The following is a 19,142-nucleotide window of genomic DNA, read 5'->3' as shown; positions in this document are numbered from 1 at the left end:
ATTACGGCTTGCGCGCCACCAGCACGGCACGCAGCGGGGCGGGGTAACCTTCAACCGTTTTGCTGCTGTCGTGCGGATCGAGGAATTCCGCCAGCGATTCGCTGGTCATCCAGTCGGTGCGCCGCTGCTCGTCCACCGAGGTGATGGCATAATCGGCGATGCGCACATCGACAAACCCACACTTCTCCAGCCAGTTTTTCAGTGCCGCCGCAGACGGAATAAAGTAGACGTTGCGCATCTGGGCGTAGCGCTCACCCGGCACCAGCACCGCATTTTCGTCGCCTTCAATCACCAGCGTCTCCAGCACCAGTTCGCCGTCACTGACCAGCTGATTTTTCAGCTGCAGCAGATGATCGAGCGGAGAACGGCGGTGATAGAGCACGCCCATGGAAAATACGGTATCGAATGCCTGCAGTGCCGGCAGCTGCTCAATGCCCAGCGGCAGCAGATGCGCACGACGATCGTCACCCAGCAGCTTACGCACCGCTTCGAACTGGCACAGGAACAGCTGCATCGGATCGATACCGACCACCAGCTGCGCGCCGGCACCAATCATACGCCACATGTGATAACCGCTGCCGCAGCCCACATCCAGCACGGTGCGACCGGCCAGCGAGGAGATATGCGGCAATACGCGATCCCACTTCCAGTCGGAGCGCCATTCGGTGTCGATCTCGCAGCCGTAGAGCGAGAACGGCCCTTTGCGCCACGGCATCAGATTACGCAGCAGCTTTTCGATGCCGGCGCGCTGGCGATCGGTTAGCGCGTCATGCTGCGCGCTGACGCTGTGCAGCAGATCGAGCTGCTGCGGCACCAGCAGCGGCAGGTTGTCGACTGACTTCTCCCAGTTGCGGAAATGTCCGTGCAGGTTTTCACGCTGCCAGGCGGCAACCTGTGCCGGCAAGACTTCCAGCCAGCTGGCGAGCGGACCGGTAGCGATTTGCTGATAAAAACGGCCAAAATCAATCATTTCAACGCCACCAGAGAGCCAAAGTTAAAGCACTGGAACCACAGTTCAGCATGGGCAAACCCGGCGCTTTTCAGACGGGCTTTGTGAGTTTCTACGCTGTCCGTCAGCATCACGTTCTCCAGCATGCTGCGCTTCTGGCTGATCTCCAGCTCGCTGTAGCCGTTGGCGCGCTTAAAGTCGTGATGCATGTTGAACAGCAGTTCGCCGACATCGGCATCCTCAAAGCTGAACTTTTCCGACAGCACCAGCGCACCACCCGGATTGAGGCCGGCGGCGATTTTTTGCAGCAGCGTCAGGCGTGCGTCAGGCTCGAGGAACTGCAGGGTAAAGTTGAGCACCACCAGTGAGGCGTTTTCGATGTGGATATCGCGAATATCCGCTTCCAGCACCTGCACCGGCGTAGCGGCGCGAAAGGCGTCGATGTGGCGACGGCAGCGTTCCACCATCGCCGGCGAATTATCGACGGCAATAATCTGGCAACCGGGTGCCTGAATATTGCGGCGCACCGCCAGCGTGGCCGCGCCCAGCGAACAGCCGAGATCGTAAACCTGGCTGTTGGGCTGCACAAAGCGTTCTGCCAGCATGCCAATCATCGAAATGATGTTGGAATACCCCGGCACCGAGCGCTGAATCATATCGGGAAAGACTTCAGCCACGCGCTCGTCGAAGGTCCAGTCGCCCAGCTTGTCGATGGGCGCGGAAAATAGCGTATCGCGGTCAGACATAATGAAATATCCGGAGAGAAAACGGAAAGGGCGCTATTCTGGCAGAAACTGCCGCGGGCTGCACCCGTTTCGCGGCGTTTAGAACAGACTGGATTGCTGCGGCCAGTCAGGCAGCGGGCGCAGCGTCGGCTCCAGCTGCTGCAGCTGCGGCCACAGCGCCTGCAGCAGTGGAAACACCGCGCCCATATCCGGCGTGTGCAGGAACAGCAGCGGGTCGCTGTCGTGCTGCCAGTCCGCCAGTTTTTGCTGCCAGACGTCAAACAACGGCAGGCTTTCTGCCACGCTGTCGCTGCCGATGAAGCGCACCATCGGCTGACCGGCGGTGCGTACCGCGTGCGTCGGCACCCGTGGCTTCTGCGCGCGCGCATGCACGGCGGCCGGGCTGAGCGAGGCAGACGCATGCACCGGGCGGCTGTCGAGGATCACCCGGTTAACGCCGCGCTGATGCAGACCGCGATTGAGCGCGCGCTCGGCCTCGCCCTTGGCAAAGAAAGCCGCGTGACGCACTTCGACGCCATAATGAAAACTGCGCGGCAGGCGATCGAGAAACGCCCATAAATCTGTCAGCTGCACCGGTGAAAAGGCGGCGGGCAGCTGCAGCCAGTACTGGCCGATGCGCTGGCTGAGCGGATCCAGCAGGCGCAGAAATTCATTCACCAGCTCATCACAGTTCTTCAGCGCCGCTTTGTGGCTGATGGTGTCAGGAAATTTAAAGCAGAAGCGGAAGGCGTCGTCTGTCATGTCATACCAGCGCTGCACCACTTCCGGCTTTGGCAGTGCATAAAGCGTGGTATTGCCTTCGACGCAGCCGAACAGCCGGGCGTAATCCGCCAGGGTTTCAATGCCCAATATTTTCCAGTTGGCGTGCTGCCACTGCGGTAATCCAATACGAAGTGTCAAAGCTGCTCCTGCCTGCTGTGCGCCGTAAAAGGCGCCGGACGTGACTCGGTTTTGCGCCGGGCAGGTTCCCGCCAGCTAACGAACGCTGACGATTTGTCCGCTTTGCGCGGGATCTGCTTATCCTGCCTGCCATTTTCCATTATAATAGCCGCCTTTTTTGCGGCAGCATCTCAGAAGGTTACGCGGCCTGATGCTGTCTGGCAGCAGCGGCGAAGTTAAAAGGATACGTTATGCGTACAGAATATTGCGGGCAGCTCAATCTGTCTCATGTGGGTCAGCAAGTCACTCTCTGCGGCTGGGTCAATCGCCGTCGCGATCTCGGCAGCCTGATTTTTATCGATATGCGCGACCGCGAAGGCATCGCCCAGGTGTTTTTCGATGCCGATCATCAGCAGGCTTTCCAGCTGGCATCTGAACTGCGTAACGAATTCTGCATCCAGATCACCGGTACCGTGCGTGCGCGCGAAGAGAAAAACCGCAACAGCGACATGGCGACGGGCGATATTGAAGTGTTCGCGCATGAGCTGAACATCATCAACCGCGCGGAACCGCTGCCGCTGGACTCCAACCAGACCAACAGCGAAGAAGCACGTCTGACCTATCGTTACCTCGACCTGCGTCGTCCGGAAATGGCGCAGCGTCTGAAAACCCGTGCCAAAATCACCAGCTTTGTGCGCCGCTTTATGGACGGTGAAGGCTTCCTCGACATCGAAACGCCGATGCTGACCAAAGCCACGCCGGAAGGTGCGCGTGACTATCTGGTGCCGAGCCGCGTGCACAAAGGCAAATTCTATGCGCTGCCGCAGTCACCACAGCTGTTCAAACAGCTGCTGATGATGTCCGGTTTTGACCGCTACTACCAGATCGTCAAATGCTTCCGTGACGAAGACCTGCGTGCGGACCGCCAGCCGGAATTCACCCAGATCGACGTAGAAACCTCGTTCATGAGCGCGGAACAGGTGCGCAGCGTGATGGAGCAGATGATCCGTGAACTGTGGCTCGACATCAAAGGCGTCGACCTCGGTGACTTCCCGCAGATGACCTTTGCCGAAGCGATGAACCGTTACGGCTCCGATAAGCCCGATCTGCGTAACCCGATGGAGCTGGTAGACGTTGCCGACCTGCTGAAAAGCGTGGAGTTCCAGGTGTTCGCCGGCCCGGCTAACGACCCGAAAGGTCGCGTCGCAGCGCTGCGTGTGCCGGGCGGTGCGGCCCTGACGCGTAAGCAAATCGACGAATACGGCAGCTTTGTCGGCATCTACGGCGCCAAAGGGCTGGCGTGGATGAAGATCAATGCGCGCGCCAGCGGTTTCGACGGCGTGCAGAGCCCGGTAGCCAAATTCCTGACGCCGGAAATCGTCGAGGCCATTCTGCAGCGTACCGACGCGCAGGACGGCGACCTGATCTTCTTCGGCGCCGACCGTGCCAAAGTGGTGGCAGATGCGCTGGGCGCGCTGCGTCTGAAAGTGGGCCGTGACCTGCACATCACTGATGACAAAGCCTGGGCTCCGCTGTGGGTGGTCGACTTCCCGATGTTCGAAGAGGACGACGAAGGCGGTCTGGCGGCGATGCACCATCCGTTCACCTCGCCAAAAGCGCTGACCGCAGAACAGCTGGCTGCCGATCCGACGCAGGCGGTGGCTAACGCCTACGATATGGTGATCAACGGTTACGAAGTGGGCGGCGGTTCGGTGCGTATCCACAGCGGCAAAATGCAGCAGACGGTGTTCAGCATTCTCGGCATCAGCGAAGAAGAGCAGCGCGAGAAGTTTGGCTTCCTGCTGGATGCGCTGAAGTTTGGTACGCCGCCGCACGCAGGTCTGGCATTCGGTCTTGACCGCCTGACCATGCTGCTGACCGGCACCGACAATATCCGCGATGTGATTGCGTTCCCGAAAACCACCGCGGCGGCTTGTCTGATGACCGAAGCGCCAAGCGAAGCCAACCCGGCGGCGCTGGCGGACCTCGGTATCCAGATCGCGCCGAAGAAAGTCAATCCAGAGACGAAATAATGGGCTATAAACACCCGGTATCGGTGCTGGTGGTGATTTTTGCGCAGGATACCGGCCGGGTGTTAATGCTGCAGCGGCGTGATGATCCCAGCTTCTGGCAGTCGGTTACCGGCAGCCTCGAAGCGGGCGAGACGCCAGCGCAGGCAGCGCTGCGGGAAGTGGCCGAGGAGCTGGCGATCGACATCGCCGCCGAAGGCCTGGTGCTGGAAGATTGTCAGAAACAGATTGAGTTTGAAATCTTCCCGCACTACCGCCATCGCTACGCGCCGGACATCACGCACAACCGGGAACACTGGTTCCGGCTGGCGTTACCCGCTGAGCGCCAGCCGCTGCTGAGCGAACACCTCGCCGCGCAGTGGCTGCCACCGGCCGCCGCCGCCGCGCTGACCCGCTCATGGAGTAATCGTCAGGCAATCGACGAGTTTATCTGAATGCCCGCCACCGCGCGTTTTTCCGGTGGTTTTATCGTTAAATTACAGACATACGGTGTAAATCGAAAGATTTGCACCGCTAAAATAGAACAGTCAGGCGTCATCGGCGCAGCAAGGTTGTTCACCGCCAGCGCACAGCAACCGGAGCGTACATGAGTACGTGAGGATTGCGCACACTGCCGGGGAACAAGATTGCCAGCAAGATAGCCTGCACCCTGTTAAAGATCGGAGAATATGTAAGATGGCTGGACATAGTAAATGGGCGAATACAAAGCACCGCAAAGCGGCTCAGGACGCTAAGCGCGGTAAAATCTTCACCAAAATCATTCGTGAGCTGGTCACTGCCGCGAAGCTGGGCGGTGGCGATGCGGGCTCCAACCCGCGCCTGCGCGCGGCAATGGACAAAGCCCTGTCCAACAACATGACGCGTGACACCATGAACCGTGCCATCGCGCGCGGCGTCGGCGGTGAAGACGACAGCAACATGGAAACCATCATTTATGAAGGTTACGGTCCGGGCGGCTCTGCGGTCATGGTTGAGTGTCTGAGTGATAACCGCAACCGTACCGTGGGCGAAGTGCGTCACGCCTTCAGCAAAACCGGCGGTAACCTCGGTACCGACGGCTCGGTCTCTTACCTGTTCAGCAAGAAAGGCGTGATCTCCTTCGCGCCAGGCCAGGACGAAGATGCGGTCATGGAAGCGGCGCTGGAAGCCGGTGCAGAAGACGTGGTGAGCTACGATGATGGCGCCATTGACGTTTTCACCGCGTGGGAAGAGCTGGGCAGCGTGCGCGATGCGCTGGAGGCCACCGGCCTGAAAGCCGACAGCGCCGAAGTGTCGATGATTCCATCCACCAAAGCGGAACTGGATGCCGAGAGCGCACCTAAACTGCTGCGTCTGATCGACATGCTGGAAGATTGTGATGATGTGCAGGAAGTTTACCACAACGGTGAAATTTCTGATGAGGTAGCGGAAACGCTGTAATGGCGTTACGCAAAGCCCCGCACTCCGGAGACGCGCTATGGCGATAATTCTCGGGATTGACCCCGGCTCGCGCGTCACCGGCTACGGTGTCATCCGCCAGACCGGCCGCCAGCTCAGCTATCTGGGCAGCGGCTGTATCCGCACCAACGTTACCGATCTGCCTTCACGCCTTAAGCTGATTTACGCTGGCGTCAGTGAAATCATCACCCAGTTCGCCCCGGATTACTTTGCCATCGAGCAGGTGTTTATGGCGAAGAACGCAGATTCGGCGCTGAAGCTGGGGCAGGCGCGCGGCGCGGCGATTGTCGCGGCGGTCAATCACGACCTGCCGGTGTTTGAATACGCGGCCCGCCAGGTGAAGCAGACGGTGACCGGCATCGGCAGCGCAGAGAAAAGCCAGGTGCAGCATATGGTACGCACGCTGCTGAAACTGCCGGCTAATCCGCAGGCGGATGCCGCCGATGCGCTGGCCATCGCCATCACCCATTGCCACGTCAGCCAGAACGCGGCGCGCATGAGCGACAGCAAACTGGTGCTCACGCGCGGACGTTTGCGATCCGGTTAGCAAAATCGTGGCAGTTCAATAGGCTGGATATGCATCCAGCCTTTTTTATGGTATACATAGCCAACATTTTCATCCGGCAGGCGCGCGGCTTGTCGCTGGTTATCGCGGTATGGCAGGGTGCAGATGACCCGGACGCTTACCCCTACATTAAGGAACTGCTCAGGTGATTGGTCGTTTACGAGGCCTTATTCTGGAAAAACAGCCGCCGCTGGTGCTGATTGAGGCGCACGGCGTCGGTTACGAAGTACACATGCCAATGACCTGCTTTTACGAGCTGCCGGACATCAATCAGGAAGCGATTATCTTCACCCAGTTTGTGGTGCGTGAAGATGCGCAGTTGCTGTTCGGGTTCAACAGCAAGCAGGAGCGGGCGCTGTTCCGCGAGCTGATCAAAGTTAACGGCGTCGGACCCAAGCTGGCGCTGGCGATTCTCTCCGGGATGTCGGCGCAGCAGTTTGTCACCGCCGTAGAGCGTGAAGAGATTGCCTCGCTGGTGAAATTGCCGGGCGTGGGCAAGAAAACTGCCGAGCGTCTGGTGGTCGAGATGAAAGACCGCTTCAAAGGTATGCACGGTGATCTGTTCGGCGGCGACTCGGCGTTTACCCTGACCACGCCAGCGGCACAGCAGGATAACAACGACGCCGAAGCTGAAGCCGTTGCGGCGCTGGTGGCGCTGGGTTATAAACCGCAGGAAGCCAGCCGTATGGTCAGCAAGGTTGGCAAACCGGATGCGGATTGTGAAACCCTGATTCGCGAAGCTCTGCGCGCAGCTATTTGAGGTAATGCATGATTGAAGCCGATCGTCTGGTCTCGGGCAGTTCTTTCACGGAGGAAGAGGGCCTTGACCGCGCTATTCGCCCAAAGCTGCTGACGGAATATGTCGGGCAGCCGCAGGTGCGCGAGCAGATGGAGATTTTCATCAAGGCCGCCAAACTGCGCGGTGATGCGCTGGACCATCTGCTGATCTTCGGCCCGCCCGGGCTGGGTAAAACCACGCTGGCCAACATTGTGGCTAACGAGATGGGCGTTAACCTGCGCACCACCTCCGGTCCGGTGCTGGAGAAGGCGGGCGATCTGGCGGCGATGCTCACCAACCTTGAACCGCACGACGTGCTGTTTATCGATGAAATTCACCGCCTGTCACCGGTGGTGGAAGAGGTGCTGTATCCGGCGATGGAAGATTATCAGCTGGATATCATGATCGGTGAAGGCCCAGCGGCGCGCTCAATCAAACTGGACCTGCCGCCCTTCACCCTGATTGGTGCCACCACGCGCGCCGGCTCGCTGACGTCTCCGCTGCGCGATCGCTTCGGGATTGTGCAGCGCCTCGAGTTTTACAACGTGCCGGACCTGCAGCACATTGTCGGCCGCAGCGCCGCCTGTCTCGGGCTGACGCTGAGCGAGGAGGGCGCGCTGGAAGTGGCACGCCGGGCACGCGGCACGCCGCGTATTGCCAACCGCCTGCTGCGCCGTGTGCGTGACTTTGCTGAAGTGCGCGCCAGCGGCAACATGAGCGGCGAAGTGGCTGCCAGCGCGCTGGACATGCTCAATGTCGACAATCAGGGCTTCGACTACATGGACCGCAAGCTGCTGCTGGCGATCATCGACAAGTTTATGGGCGGTCCGGTGGGTCTGGATAACCTGGCTGCAGCGATCGGTGAAGAGCGTGAAACCATTGAAGACGTGATCGAACCGTTCCTGATCCAGCAGGGCTTTATTCAGCGCACGCCGCGCGGCCGGATGGCCACGCAGCACGCCTATAAGCATTTCGGCATCAGCCGCGAAGAGTAACCGGCGTCACGCCGCCGGTTTTTTTGCCATGCTGATGATGAACAGCGCAGCGGCACACAGCACCACAGACGGACCGGCAGGCGTGTCATAGCTGGCGGAGAAGGTCAGGCCACCGGTGACGGCAATAATGCCAATAAGCACCGCAAAGCCGGCCATCTGTTCCGGCGACCGCGAGAAGCGTCGCGCGGTGGCGGCGGGAATGATCAGCAGCGAAGTAATGATCAGGGCGCCAACAAATTTCATCGCCACGCCAATGGTCAGGGCCGTTACCAGCATCAGCATCAGACGGGTGCGCTGAATGTTAACTCCGTCAACCTGCGCCAGCTCCGGACTGATGGTCATCGACAGCAGCGAGCGCCACTGCCAGGTCATTACCGCCAGCACGATAACCACGCCGCCACCCATCATCCACAAATCATCCGGCGTGATTGCCAGCAAATCGCCAAACAGGTAAGCCATCAAATCCACGCGCACGCCCTGCATCAGGCTGACCACCACCAGACCGAGCGACAGCGCGCTGTGCGCCATAATCCCTAATAGTGTGTCGATCGCCAGGTGCGGACGTCGCTCCAGCCACACCAGCCCGAGCGCCAGGCAGACGGTGACCAGAATCACCGCATAATAGGGGTTTACATTCAGCAGCAGACCAAACGCCACGCCGAGCAGTGACGCGTGGGCGAGGGTATCGCCGAAATAGGACATGCGGCGCCAGACCACAAAGGAGCCGAGCGGACCGGCCGCCAGCGCCAGCAACACGCCGCCCAGCCAGCCGGGTAATAACAGTTCAATCATGACGGGCCGTTTCCTTTGCGCAGAACAATGCGTCCCTGTAAATCGTGACGGTGATTATGGTGATGACGGTAGATCGCCAGCTGCTGCGCCCCACGCGGGCCAAACATGGCGATGAATTCCGGATGCTGCGAAACCGCTTCCGGCGTGCCGGAACAGCAGATGTGATGGTTGAGGCACAGCACTTCATCGGTCTTTGCCATCACCAGATGCAGGTCGTGCGAGACCATTAACACGCCGCAGTTGAGCTCGCGCCGCAGCTGGTCAATCAAATCGTACAGCGCCACCTGGCCGTTGACGTCCACACCCTGCGTCGGTTCGTCCAGCACCAGCAACTGCGGCTGGTTGAGCAGGGCACGCGCCAGCAGCACGCGCTGCGTTTCGCCGCCCGAGAGTTTCTGCAGCGGTGCCTGCAGCAGATGCCCGGCCTGCACCCGCTTCAGCGCCGGCAGGATTTCGTCACGGCGGCTGCCACGCGACAGACGCATAAAGCGCTCCACGCTGATCGGTAACGTGGGATCGATGTGCAGCTTTTGCGGCACATAGCCAATACGCAGTCCCGGCGCACGCCGGACGCTGCCGCTGTCTGGCGTTAACAGGCCAAGCACCGCGCGCACCAGCGTGGATTTACCGGCCCCGTTGGGACCGAGCAGCGTGAGAATCTTGCCCGGCTGCAGTGACAGGCTGATGCCTGCCAGCACAGCGCGCTGGCCAAACTTCACGGAGATGTTTTCGAGTGTAACAAGTGAAGACATGTTATTTACGGGTTGCATAGAATTTCGAATGTTATAATATCACATTCCATCACCTGGTCACGATGGAATGACGCATTATGTTACACAATAAAAAGCGCCTGGCTTTTACCCTTTCTGCGGCGGCGATCGGCCTTGCCACCACGTTTTCCGCGCAGTCAGCGGTTGTCGCTTCAATTAAGCCGCTCGGATTTATCGCAGCCGCCATCGCCGATGGTATTACGCCGGTTGAAGTATTGCTGCCGGACGGTGCCTCTGAACACGATTATGCCTTACGCCCATCCGATGTAAAACGTATTAAAAACGCTGACTTAGTCGTATGGACCGGGCCTGAGATGGAAGCCTTCCTCAGCAAGTCTGCCGGCGAGTTACCGGCCAGTAAAAACCTCGAAATTGCCGCCCTGCCAGGGGTCAAACCGCTATTGATTAGCGGGGGTGAAGATGAGGACGAAGATGAGCACGATCACGATCATCACCCTGACTCAGACAATTCCGGGAAGCAAGACCCGTCTCATACCCATCATCATCACGGTGAGTTTAATATGCACCTGTGGATGTCACCGGAGATTGCGAAACAATCTGCTGTTGCAATCCACGGAAAATTATTGGAACTTATGCCGCAAAGCAAAGCCAAACTTGACGCCAACCTGCAGCAGTTTGAGGCACAATTGGCGGACACAGATACACGGATTGGCGCACAACTCGCGCCGGTACGGAACAAGGGTTATTTCGTTTTTCACGACGCTTACAGCTACTTTGAAAAACATTACGGTTTATCACCATTAGGTCATTTTACCGTCAATCCTGAGATCCAGCCGGGCGCCCAGCGTTTACATCAAATACGAACACAGTTGGTTGAGCAGAAAGCAGTCTGCGTTTTTGCTGAACCACAATTCAGGCCGGCGGTCATCGATGCCGTGTCTCGCGGAACCAGCGTGCGTAAAGGCACTCTCGACCCGCTGGGCATGGGAATCAGCTTAACCAAAGACAGCTACGTGAAATTCCTCTCACAGCTGTCAAGCCAGTATGCGAGCTGCCTGAATGGAGCATAGAGGAATAGGTAAAAGTGCAGCAGATAGCCCGCTCTGTCGCCCTCGCATTTAATAATTTGCCGCGCCCCCACCGCGTTATGCTGGGGTCACTTACCGTTGTCACGCTGGCCGTCGCTGTCTGGCGGCCTTACGTCTATCACCCCCGTGATGTCGCGCCTATCGTGAAAGACATCACGCTGGACAAAAACGAACTGCGCACACTGCTGCCTGAGGCCAGTGAGCCGATCGATCAAACCACGGCCGAACCGGAAGAAGAGATCCCGGCGGACGACATCGACAAAGACGTACCGGTCAATCCCGATCAGCATGATTACACCGTTTCTTCTGGCGATACGCTAAGCAGTGCGCTTAATCAGTATGGCATCGACCTCGGCGACATCAATGCGCTGGTCAGCAGCGATAAAAGTCTGCGCAATCTGCGCGTGGGCCAGCAGCTGAGCTGGACCTTGGATGCCGATGGCGCGCTGCAGGATTTCACTTGGGAAATCGATCGCCGTGAAACCCGCACCTATGCGCGTCAGCCGAACGGCAGCTTTAAGATGCAGCAGGAGATGCAGAAGGGTGAATGGCAGAACAGCGTGCTGAAAGGCGAAGTGCGCGGCAGCTTTGCCGCCAGCGCACAGCGTGCCGGCCTGACCAGCGCCGAAACCAGCAGCGTGATCAAAGCCATGCAGTGGCAGATGGATTTCCGCAAACTGCGCGCCGGCGACGACTTTAGCGTGCTGATGTCGCGCGAGATGCTGGACGGCAAGAGTGCGCAAAGTCAGCTGCTCGGCGTGCGCCTGCGCACCGGCGGCAAAGATTACTATGCCTTCCGCGCGGAAGACGGTAAGTTCTACGATCGCAACGGCTCAGGTCTCGCGCGTGGCTTCATGCGCTTCCCGACGGTGAAGCAGTATCGCGTCTCATCTAACTTCAATCCGCGCCGCCTGAATCCGGTAACCGGCCGCATCGCGCCGCATAAAGGCGTCGATTTTGCGCTGCCGATTGGTACGCCGGTGCTGGCCGTCGGTGATGGCGAAGTGGTGATGGCGAAAAACGGCGGTGCCGCCGGTAATTACGTGGCCATCCGTCACGGTCGCCAGTATATGACCCGTTACATGCACCTGAGTAAAGCGCTGGTGAAACCGGGTCAGAAAGTGAAGCGTGGCGATCGTATCGCGCTTTCCGGTAACACCGGTCGCTCCACCGGGCCACATCTGCACTATGAAGTGTGGATCAACAACCAGGCGGTGAACCCGCTGACGGCGAAACTGCCGCGCATGGAAGGGCTGACCGGTAAAGATCGCAGCACTTATCTGACGCAGGTGAAAAGTTATCTGCCGCAGCTGACGCTGAAATAACGTTAATCTTCGGACAGACACGCAAAAACCGACGAATTATTCGTCGGTTTTTTGCTATCTGGTGCGTGAAGATTGCAAAATTACCTGCCGTCACTATCATTGAGCCATCATTGTCAGAGGCGAGTGCATGGAAACCCGAAAGAAAAATAACAGTGAGTTTATTCCCGTTTTTCAACGTTCTTTTTTAAAGCCGAAATACTGGGGCAGCTGGCTGGCGATTGGCGCGCTGGCTGGAATGGCCATGTTGCCAGCAAAAGTGCGCGATCCGGTGCTGGGCGGGCTGGGTAAATTTGCCGGCAAGCTGGCGAAAAGTGCGCGCCGCCGTGCGCTGATCAATCTCTATTATTGCCTGCCGGAGCTGAGTGAAGCTCAGCGTGAAGAGATTGCTGATCGTATGTTTGCCACCGCGCCGCAGGCGATGGTGATGATGGCCGAGCTGGGGATGCGCAATCCTGAGCGCGTGCGCCAGCGCGTTGAGTGGCACGGGCGCGAAATTATCACCGCGCTGCAGGAGCAGCAGGAGAACGTGATTTTCCTCGTGCCGCACGGCTGGGGCGTCGACATTCCGGCGATGCTGCTGGCCTCCGAAGGTCAGATGATGGCGGCGATGTTCCATAATCAAAGCGATCCGCTGATGGATTATCTCTGGAACACCGTGCGCCGCCGTTTTGGTGGTCGCATGCATGCGCGCAACGACGGCATCAAACCGTTTATTGCCTCGGTACGTCAGGGCTATTACGGCTACTATCTGCCGGACCAGGATCACGGTGCTGAGCACAGCGAATTTGTTGATTTCTTCGCGACCTACAAAGCGACGTTGCCGGCAGTCGGCCGCCTGATGAAAGTGTGCCGTGCGCGGGTGGTGCCGCTGTTTCCGGTGTATAACAGCACGACGCACAAGCTGGAGATTTACGTGCGTCCGCCAATGGACGATCTGCTGGATGCCGATGACACCACGCTGGCGCGGCGCATGAATGAAGAAGTAGAGATTTTCGTGCGCCCGCATCCAGAGCAGTATACGTGGATCCTCAAGCTGCTGAAGACGCGTAAGGAAGGGGATATCGAGCCTTACGCGCGCAAAGATCTTTATCCGCGCAAGTAGTCTGACGCGCGCTGAACCGTGCCGCTGGCGGCACGGTTCTTCTTTCTTCACCCGACGGTTTCGATGTGGCTGCGCCGCTTGCGCTCGCGCAGGAACAGCGTCACCAGACCAAACCACAACACGCCGGCGCCGAAGTTGATCGCGCTGAACCACGGCGTGCCGCCACTGAAATAACCACTCTTCGCCAGTTCAATCCCGGCCGCCAGCGTCAGAATACTGATCATGCCCAGCATGGCGGCGATGCTGCCTTTGCCTTCACTGCTGGAATAGAGCGTCAGCCGGTACAGTCCGGCATTGACCATCCCGGCACCAAACGCATACAGACTAAGACCGGCCGTAAGCAGCAGGTAGCTGTGGCTGTCGAGCAGATTTGCCACCAGCGCGATGCTCAGACCGAGTAAAATCGGCCAGGCGGCAAATTTTATCGGTTGCTCAATCGGCACGCGTCCCGCCAGTTTGCCCAGCGTCAGGTTACCGGCGATCATCGCCAGAAACACCGGCAGCTGCAGCAGGGCATAGTGCATGCGTGACAAGCCTTCCTCGTGCATCAGGATCACCGGCGACAGCGCCACCCAGGTGAGAATTGGGATGAACACCAGGCCAATGGCAAAGGAGCCGTACATCACCTGCTTATCTCGCGCTAAACGCCCGTAGCCGCGCGCCAGGTTTGGCAGCGCAATCGAGTGGCTGCGATCGCCGGCGGTCTCCGGCATGATGCGCCACAGCACCACAAACGCCAGCAGGCTGCAAATGGCAAACAGCCAGAACATGCTGCGCCATTCGCCCACCGTCAGCCACGCTGCTCCTGCCAGCGGACCGGCCAGCGGTGCCAGCAGCGCCACGTTTGCCATCAGCGCCATCATGCGCACCGCCAGCGCCTCGTCAAACGCTTCCTGGACTGCGGCATAGCTCACGGCGCCGATGAAGCACAGGCTGATGCCCTGGATAAAGCGCAGCGTAACGAACTGTTCGATATTGCTCACCCAGGTGGTGAGGATACAGGCGGCGGCAAAGAACAGAATGCCGAACAGCAGCACCGGACGCCGGCCATATTTATCCGACAGCGGACCGAGCAGCCACTGCAGCACCACGCCGCCCATCAGATAAGCGGTCAGCGAAGTCGATACCCATTCCGGGCCGACGTTAAACTCAGCGGTGACCAGCAGCATGCCGGGCTGGATCATGTCATGGGCGATGTAGGTCGCGAATTCAAACAGCACCAGCGCCAGCGGAAACAGCAGTACGCGCCCGGTGAGTTGACTGATAGGTTGATAGCGGGCCATCTGGCCTCCTTGTCAGCAAAAAAATAAAACGCGACTGCCAGGCAGTCGCGTTTGTCCATGTTGTTACAGCCGCTGTCGGGTGGTGCGTAAACTCAGTCTACGCGCAGGACACGGCTGGTGTTGGTGGTGCCGGTGGTCGCCATCACGTCGCCCTGGGTGACAATCACCAGGTCGCCGGAGACGAGGAACCCTTTGTCGCGCAGCAGATTGACGGCATCATGCGCGGCGGCGACGCCATCGTTGTTGCTGTCAAAATAAACCGGCGTTACGCCGCGATACAGTGCGGTCAGGTTCAGCGTACGTTCATGACGTGACATTGCGAAGATCGGCAGACCCGAGGTGATGCGCGACGTCATCAGCGCAGTGCGGCCGGATTCGGTCATGGTGATGATGGCTGATACGCCCTGCAGATGGTTCGCCGCATACATCGCCGACATGGCAATCGCTTCTTCGATGTTATCGAACTGAACTTCAAGACGATGCTTGGAGACGTTCACACTTGGAATTTTTTCCGCGCCAAGACACACCTTCGCCATCGCCGACACAGTTTCCGCCGGATACTGGCCGGCCGCGGTTTCTGCAGACAGCATGACCGCATCGGTGCCGTCCAGCACGGCGTTCGCCACGTCCATCACTTCCGCGCGGGTTGGCATCGGATTGGTGATCATTGACTCCATCATCTGGGTGGCGGTAATGATGGTGCGGTTCAGCTGACGCGCACGACGAATCAGCGCCTTCTGAATGCCCACCAGTTCCGGATCGCCAATTTCCACGCCGAGATCGCCACGCGCCACCATCACCACATCAGAGGCGAGGATGATGTCGTCCATCGCTTCCTGGGTCGCCACCGCTTCGGCGCGCTCCACTTTAGCCACCAGTTTGGCGTCGCAGCCGGCATCGCGGGCCAGACGGCGCGCGTAATTCATGTCTTCGCCGTTGCGCGGGAAGGAGACAGCAAGGTAGTCGACGCCAATTTTCGCGGCGGTGACAATATCCAGCTTGTCTTTTTCTGTCAGCGCTTCAGCCGACAGGCCGCCGCCGAGCTTGTTGATGCCTTTGTTGTTGGAGAGCGGTCCGCCAACCGTTACTTCGGTGAACACTTTCACGCCCTGAACTTCCAGTACCTTCAGCTGCACACGACCGTCGTCCAGCAGCAGGATATCGCCCGGCACCACGTCTTCCGGCAGGCCTTTATAGTCGATACCGACTTTCTCTTTGTCGCCTTCGCCTTTGCTCAGGTTCGCATCCAGCAGGAAACGGTCACCGACATTAAGGAACACTTTGCCTTCTTTGAAGGTGGAGACACGAATTTTTGGGCCTTGCAGATCGCCGAGAATGGCGACATGACGCCCGAGTTTTGCTGCAATCTGCCGCACTTTATCGGCGCGCAGTTGATGATCTTCCGGGGTGCCGTGGGAGAAATTGAGTCGCACAACGTTAGCGCCCGCCGCGATGATTTTTTCGAGGTTGTTATCGCGATCGGTGGCGGGACCGAGGGTTGTAACGATCTTGGTTCTTCTGAGACGTCTGGACATGAAGGACTCCGTTGACAAAGTATCGTGTCGATCACAAGTGACACGCAATGGTCACTCATTCTATATGATCGAGGGGCTGTGATTCGACTCACATTGTAAATGTGATGTTAATTATTTTGCTGCGCGCGTGATTCCGGCTCCGGCTTGTCGAGACGCGACGCTTTCAGCGCCTCTTTTACCCGCTTCAGATTCTCGCGGAAAGCCGCACCGCGCTCAAGGGTAAAACCGGTTGCCAGCACGTCTACCACGGTGAGCTGCGCCAGGCGGGAGACCATCGGCAGATAGATGTCGGTATCTTCCGGCACATCCAGCGTCAGCGCCAGCGTGGCTTCCTCAGCCAGCGGCGATCCGGGCGAGGTGATAGCCAGTACAGTGGAAGCGTTTACACGCGCCAGGCGAGCCAGTTCTATCATATTTTTGGTACGGCCAGTATGCGATATCAGAACAAACACGTCATTTGGTCCACTATTTATGCAACTCATGCGCTGGATCACAATATCCTCGGACCAGATGACCGGCAGATTAAAACGCAGGAATTTATTAGTGGCATCGTGCGCCACCACCGCTGAAGCACCGAGGCCGAAAAAGGCAATTTTGTGCGCCTGCGACAGTGCCTGCACTGCCTGATCGATCACCTGCATATCCAGCTGCTGACGCACCCGGCTCAGACCCGCCAGCGCGGAATCAAAGATTTTGTGACTGTAACGTTCCACGCTGTCACTGTCTTCCACGTCGCGGCTTACCCAGCTCGGGCCTTTCGCCAGACTCTGCGCCAGCTGCAACTTGAAATCGGGAAAGCCGCGCGTGCCCATACGATGGCAGAAGCGGTTCACCGTCGGTTCGCTGACCTGCGCCGCCTGAGCCAGTGCAGCGATGCTGGAGTGCATCGCCTGCTGCGGCGCGGCGAGAATCTGCTCTGCGACCTTGCGTTCTGACTTACTCAGCGCGGCAAGCTGCGCCTGTATCTGTTCCAGCATGCTGTTAACCCGATGACCCGTCATTGTTTTTTGCACTCACCCGTGCGTGAAATTGCTGCCAATTATGCGGAATATACCGTGTAATAGTCGGCGGCACGCAGCGGCGGACAAATGTAACCGTGCTTTTTTTGTCATACTTTGATCGCTGCCGGGTTTTAGCCCGACAAACATCGAAACAGAAAATCGCGCGCTAGCGCACTTCACATCACGCTAAATGCGACCAGGCGGTGCAGGATATTAGCCTGCAACCGACCGCAGCCGGGTTGTCCTGGCGCGGTGAAAAACGTACATTGTGCTGTAAGAAAATTACAATAAGGACCCGGCAGGATGAGGACGCTCAGGCCGGGTATATCCTGCAACGAGGAGAGGAAAATGGCGGTAACACAAACAGCCCAGGCATGCGATCTGGTGATTTTCGGTGCCAAAGGCGATCTTGCACGCCGGAAACTGTTGCCTTCACTGTATCAGCTGGAAAAAGCCGGTCAGATTCACGACACCACGCGCATTATCGGCGTGGGTCGCGCGGAGTGGGACAAAGAGGCCTACACCAAAGTGGTGCGTGAAGCGCTGGAAACCTTCATGAAGGAGAAGATTGACGAAGCGCTGTGGGACAAGCTCAGCGGCCGTCTCGACTTCTGCAACCTCGACGTTAACGACACCTCGCACTTCTCGAAACTGGGCAAGATGCTGGATCAGAAAAACCGCGTCACCATTAACTACTTCGCCATGCCGCCGAGCACCTTTGGTGCCATCTGTGAAGGCCTGGGCGCTGCCAAACTGAACGCCAAACCAGCGCGCGTTGTCATGGAGAAGCCGCTCGGCACCTCGCTGGAGACCTCACAGGAGATCAACGACAGCGTCGGTAAATTCTTCGATGAAAGTCAGGTGTTCCGCATCGACCACTATCTCGGCAAAGAGACGGTGCTCAACCTGCTGGCGCTGCGGTTTGCCAACTCTATTTTCGTCAATAACTGGGACAACCGCACCATCGACCATGTGCAGATTACCGTGGCGGAAGAGGTGGGTATCGAAGGCCGCTGGGGTTACTTCGACAAAGCCGGCCAGATGCGCGATATGATCCAGAACCACCTGCTGCAGATCCTCACCATGATCGCCATGTCGCCGCCGTCCGATTTGAGCGCTGACGCGATTCGTGATGAGAAGGTGAAAGTGCTGCGTTCGCTGCGCCGAATTGACCAGACCAACGTACGCGAGAAAACCGTACGCGGTCAGTACACTGCCGGTTTTGTGCAGGGTAAGAAAGTGCCGGGTTATCTGGAAGAAGAGGGGGCTAACAAACAGAGCAGCACCGAAACCTTCGTTGCCATCCGCGTGGATATCGACAACTGGCGCTGGGCGGGCGTGCCTTTCTACCTGCGCACCGGTAAGCGTTTGCCGACCAAGTGCTCAGAAGTGGTGGTGTACTTCAAAAATCCGGAAATGAACCTGTTCAAGGACTCTTACGCTGAGCTGCCGCAGAACAAGCTGACCATTCGTCTGCAGCCGGACGAGGGCGTGGATATTGAGATCCTCAACAAGGTGCCGGGTCTCGATCACAAGCATAAGCTGCAGACCACCAAACTGGATCTGAGCTACTCCGAAACCTTCAATCAGTCGCATCTGGCGGATGCCTACGAGCGTCTGCTGCTGGAGACCATGCGCGGCATTCAGGCGCTGTTTGTGCGCCGCGATGAAGTTGAAGCCGCGTGGACCTACGTTGATTCGATCATCGAAGCGTGGAATGCGGATGGCGATGCTTCAAAACCGTATCAGGCCGGCACCTGGGGTCCGGTCGCCTCGGTGGCGATGATCACCCGCGACGGCCGTTCGTGGAACGAGTTTGAATAACCGGTCCTGCATCGTTGACTGAGATGTTAATTGTCACGCCCCTGCGCTGTTCGCCAGGGGCGTTTTGTTTTCAGCCTGCAGG

18 protein-coding genes are annotated in these 19,142 nt (G+C 58.4%); 10 read left to right on the top strand and 8 right to left on the bottom strand.

All coding sequences use genetic code 11. The features are described 5' to 3' along the window. Window position 1 precedes the first annotated feature (1 nt). The 3 genes from cmoB to MXF20_RS21715 form a co-directional block, all read right to left on the bottom strand. Complete coding sequence (cmoB, locus tag MXF20_RS21725) at window positions 2-970, bottom strand: tRNA 5-methoxyuridine(34)/uridine 5-oxyacetic acid(34) synthase CmoB (RefSeq protein WP_325971407.1); 969 nt, start codon at window positions 968-970, stop codon at window positions 2-4. Beyond that, window positions 967-1,695, bottom strand: a complete 729-nt coding sequence (gene cmoA, locus MXF20_RS21720) for a carboxy-S-adenosyl-L-methionine synthase CmoA (protein WP_058757507.1) — start codon at window positions 1,693-1,695, stop codon at window positions 967-969. The genes cmoB and cmoA overlap by 4 nt, the downstream gene beginning before the upstream one ends. Before the next feature lie 78 nt (window positions 1,696-1,773). After that, a complete protein-coding gene (locus MXF20_RS21715; protein ID WP_325971405.1) occupies window positions 1,774-2,595 on the bottom strand; it encodes a DUF72 domain-containing protein in 822 nt (273 codons plus the stop codon). Window positions 2,596-2,825: 230 nt separating this feature from the next. On the opposite strand from MXF20_RS21715, the gene aspS reads away from it, so the two are divergent. The 6 genes from aspS (at window position 2,826) to ruvB (ending at window position 8,379) form a co-directional block, all read left to right on the top strand. Further along, complete coding sequence (gene aspS / locus MXF20_RS21710; protein ID WP_325971403.1) at window positions 2,826-4,607, top strand: aspartate--tRNA ligase; 1,782 nt, start codon at window positions 2,826-2,828, stop codon at window positions 4,605-4,607. Then, window positions 4,607-5,038: a dihydroneopterin triphosphate diphosphatase gene (gene nudB, locus MXF20_RS21705; protein ID WP_325971401.1), complete on the top strand. Its 432-nt coding sequence runs from the start codon at window positions 4,607-4,609 to the stop codon at window positions 5,036-5,038. Before aspS ends, nudB begins: the two co-directional genes overlap by 1 nt. 241 nt (window positions 5,039-5,279) lie before the next feature. Next, window positions 5,280-6,023: a YebC/PmpR family DNA-binding transcriptional regulator gene (locus tag MXF20_RS21700; protein ID WP_325971399.1), complete on the top strand. Its 744-nt coding sequence runs from the start codon at window positions 5,280-5,282 to the stop codon at window positions 6,021-6,023. A gap of 37 nt (window positions 6,024-6,060) precedes the next feature. Continuing rightward, window positions 6,061-6,588, top strand: coding sequence for a crossover junction endodeoxyribonuclease RuvC (gene ruvC, locus MXF20_RS21695; protein ID WP_325971397.1), 528 nt, complete (start codon window positions 6,061-6,063; stop codon window positions 6,586-6,588). Window positions 6,589-6,751: 163 nt separating this feature from the next. Next, window positions 6,752-7,366: a Holliday junction branch migration protein RuvA gene (ruvA, locus tag MXF20_RS21690; protein WP_059009758.1), complete on the top strand. Its 615-nt coding sequence runs from the start codon at window positions 6,752-6,754 to the stop codon at window positions 7,364-7,366. Between the two features lie 8 nt (window positions 7,367-7,374). Beyond that, window positions 7,375-8,379 (top strand): Holliday junction branch migration DNA helicase RuvB, encoded by a 1,005-nt coding sequence (ruvB, locus tag MXF20_RS21685; RefSeq protein WP_325971394.1) that lies wholly within the window; start codon window positions 7,375-7,377, stop codon window positions 8,377-8,379. 6 nt (window positions 8,380-8,385) lie between these two features. Here ruvB and znuB read toward each other — a convergent pair whose 3' ends face one another. Both znuB and znuC read right to left on the bottom strand, forming a co-directional pair. Next, the gene (gene znuB, locus MXF20_RS21680) at window positions 8,386-9,171 is read right to left on the bottom strand and encodes a zinc ABC transporter permease subunit ZnuB (protein ID WP_325971392.1); all 786 of its coding nucleotides are present in this window, start codon (window positions 9,169-9,171) and stop codon (window positions 8,386-8,388) included. Next, entirely contained in the window at window positions 9,168-9,923 is a 756-nt protein-coding gene (gene znuC, locus MXF20_RS21675) for a zinc ABC transporter ATP-binding protein ZnuC (RefSeq protein ID WP_325971390.1), read from the bottom strand. Before znuC ends, znuB begins: the two co-directional genes overlap by 4 nt. A gap of 77 nt (window positions 9,924-10,000) precedes the next feature. Between znuC and znuA the strand changes: the two genes are divergently transcribed. The 3 genes from znuA to lpxM all read left to right on the top strand — a co-directional run bounded on the left by znuA (window position 10,001) and on the right by lpxM (window position 13,417). Continuing rightward, window positions 10,001-10,972: a zinc ABC transporter substrate-binding protein ZnuA gene (gene znuA, locus MXF20_RS21670; RefSeq protein WP_325971388.1), complete on the top strand. Its 972-nt coding sequence runs from the start codon at window positions 10,001-10,003 to the stop codon at window positions 10,970-10,972. A 14-nt stretch (window positions 10,973-10,986) separates the two neighbouring features. Beyond that, window positions 10,987-12,315 (top strand): murein DD-endopeptidase MepM, encoded by a 1,329-nt coding sequence (mepM, locus tag MXF20_RS21665; RefSeq protein WP_325971386.1) that lies wholly within the window; start codon window positions 10,987-10,989, stop codon window positions 12,313-12,315. Between the two features lie 127 nt (window positions 12,316-12,442). Continuing rightward, window positions 12,443-13,417, top strand: a complete 975-nt coding sequence (gene lpxM / locus MXF20_RS21660) for a lauroyl-Kdo(2)-lipid IV(A) myristoyltransferase (RefSeq protein WP_325971385.1) — start codon at window positions 12,443-12,445, stop codon at window positions 13,415-13,417. A gap of 47 nt (window positions 13,418-13,464) precedes the next feature. Here lpxM and MXF20_RS21655 read toward each other — a convergent pair whose 3' ends face one another. The 3 genes from MXF20_RS21655 to MXF20_RS21645 form a co-directional block, all read right to left on the bottom strand. Continuing rightward, on the bottom strand, window positions 13,465-14,700 hold the full coding sequence (locus MXF20_RS21655; RefSeq protein WP_325971383.1) for an MFS transporter: 1,236 nt from the start codon (window positions 14,698-14,700) through the stop codon (window positions 13,465-13,467). Window positions 14,701-14,792: 92 nt separating this feature from the next. Then, complete coding sequence (pyk, locus tag MXF20_RS21650; RefSeq protein WP_325971382.1) at window positions 14,793-16,235, bottom strand: pyruvate kinase; 1,443 nt, start codon at window positions 16,233-16,235, stop codon at window positions 14,793-14,795. A gap of 107 nt (window positions 16,236-16,342) precedes the next feature. Further along, window positions 16,343-17,212 carry a MurR/RpiR family transcriptional regulator gene (locus tag MXF20_RS21645; RefSeq protein ID WP_325971381.1) on the bottom strand — a complete coding sequence of 290 codons (870 nt, stop codon included), beginning with the start codon at window positions 17,210-17,212 and terminating at the stop codon, window positions 16,343-16,345. A gap of 372 nt (window positions 17,213-17,584) precedes the next feature. Between MXF20_RS21645 and zwf the strand changes: the two genes are divergently transcribed. Next, complete coding sequence (gene zwf, locus MXF20_RS21640; RefSeq protein WP_021509979.1) at window positions 17,585-19,060, top strand: glucose-6-phosphate dehydrogenase; 1,476 nt, start codon at window positions 17,585-17,587, stop codon at window positions 19,058-19,060. Window positions 19,061-19,142 lie beyond the last annotated feature (82 nt).

Source organism: Pantoea dispersa (genome assembly GCF_035783935.1).
GTDB lineage: Bacteria > Pseudomonadota > Gammaproteobacteria > Enterobacterales > Enterobacteriaceae > Pantoea > Pantoea dispersa_C.
The sequence above is the reverse complement of the archived record's forward strand: the minus strand, read 5'-3'. Positions and strand labels throughout refer to the sequence as shown.

Coding starts and splice junctions, on each gene's coding strand:
- cmoB (WP_325971407.1), bottom strand. CDS start 970: ATGATTGATTTTGGCCGTTTTTATCAGCAAATCGCTACCGGTCCGCTC.
- cmoA (WP_058757507.1), bottom strand. CDS start 1,695: ATGTCTGACCGCGATACGCTATTTTCCGCGCCCATCGACAAGCTGGGC.
- aspS (WP_325971403.1), top strand. CDS start 2,826: ATGCGTACAGAATATTGCGGGCAGCTCAATCTGTCTCATGTGGGTCAG.
- nudB (WP_325971401.1), top strand. CDS start 4,607: ATGGGCTATAAACACCCGGTATCGGTGCTGGTGGTGATTTTTGCGCAG.
- MXF20_RS21700 (WP_325971399.1), top strand. CDS start 5,280: ATGGCTGGACATAGTAAATGGGCGAATACAAAGCACCGCAAAGCGGCT.
- ruvC (WP_325971397.1), top strand. CDS start 6,061: ATGGCGATAATTCTCGGGATTGACCCCGGCTCGCGCGTCACCGGCTAC.
- ruvB (WP_325971394.1), top strand. CDS start 7,375: ATGATTGAAGCCGATCGTCTGGTCTCGGGCAGTTCTTTCACGGAGGAA.
- znuB (WP_325971392.1), bottom strand. CDS start 9,171: ATGATTGAACTGTTATTACCCGGCTGGCTGGGCGGCGTGTTGCTGGCG.
- znuC (WP_325971390.1), bottom strand. CDS start 9,923: ATGTCTTCACTTGTTACACTCGAAAACATCTCCGTGAAGTTTGGCCAG.
- znuA (WP_325971388.1), top strand. CDS start 10,001: ATGTTACACAATAAAAAGCGCCTGGCTTTTACCCTTTCTGCGGCGGCG.
- lpxM (WP_325971385.1), top strand. CDS start 12,443: ATGGAAACCCGAAAGAAAAATAACAGTGAGTTTATTCCCGTTTTTCAA.
- MXF20_RS21655 (WP_325971383.1), bottom strand. CDS start 14,700: ATGGCCCGCTATCAACCTATCAGTCAACTCACCGGGCGCGTACTGCTG.
- pyk (WP_325971382.1), bottom strand. CDS start 16,235: ATGTCCAGACGTCTCAGAAGAACCAAGATCGTTACAACCCTCGGTCCC.
- MXF20_RS21645 (WP_325971381.1), bottom strand. CDS start 17,212: ATGCTGGAACAGATACAGGCGCAGCTTGCCGCGCTGAGTAAGTCAGAA.
- zwf (WP_021509979.1), top strand. CDS start 17,585: ATGGCGGTAACACAAACAGCCCAGGCATGCGATCTGGTGATTTTCGGT.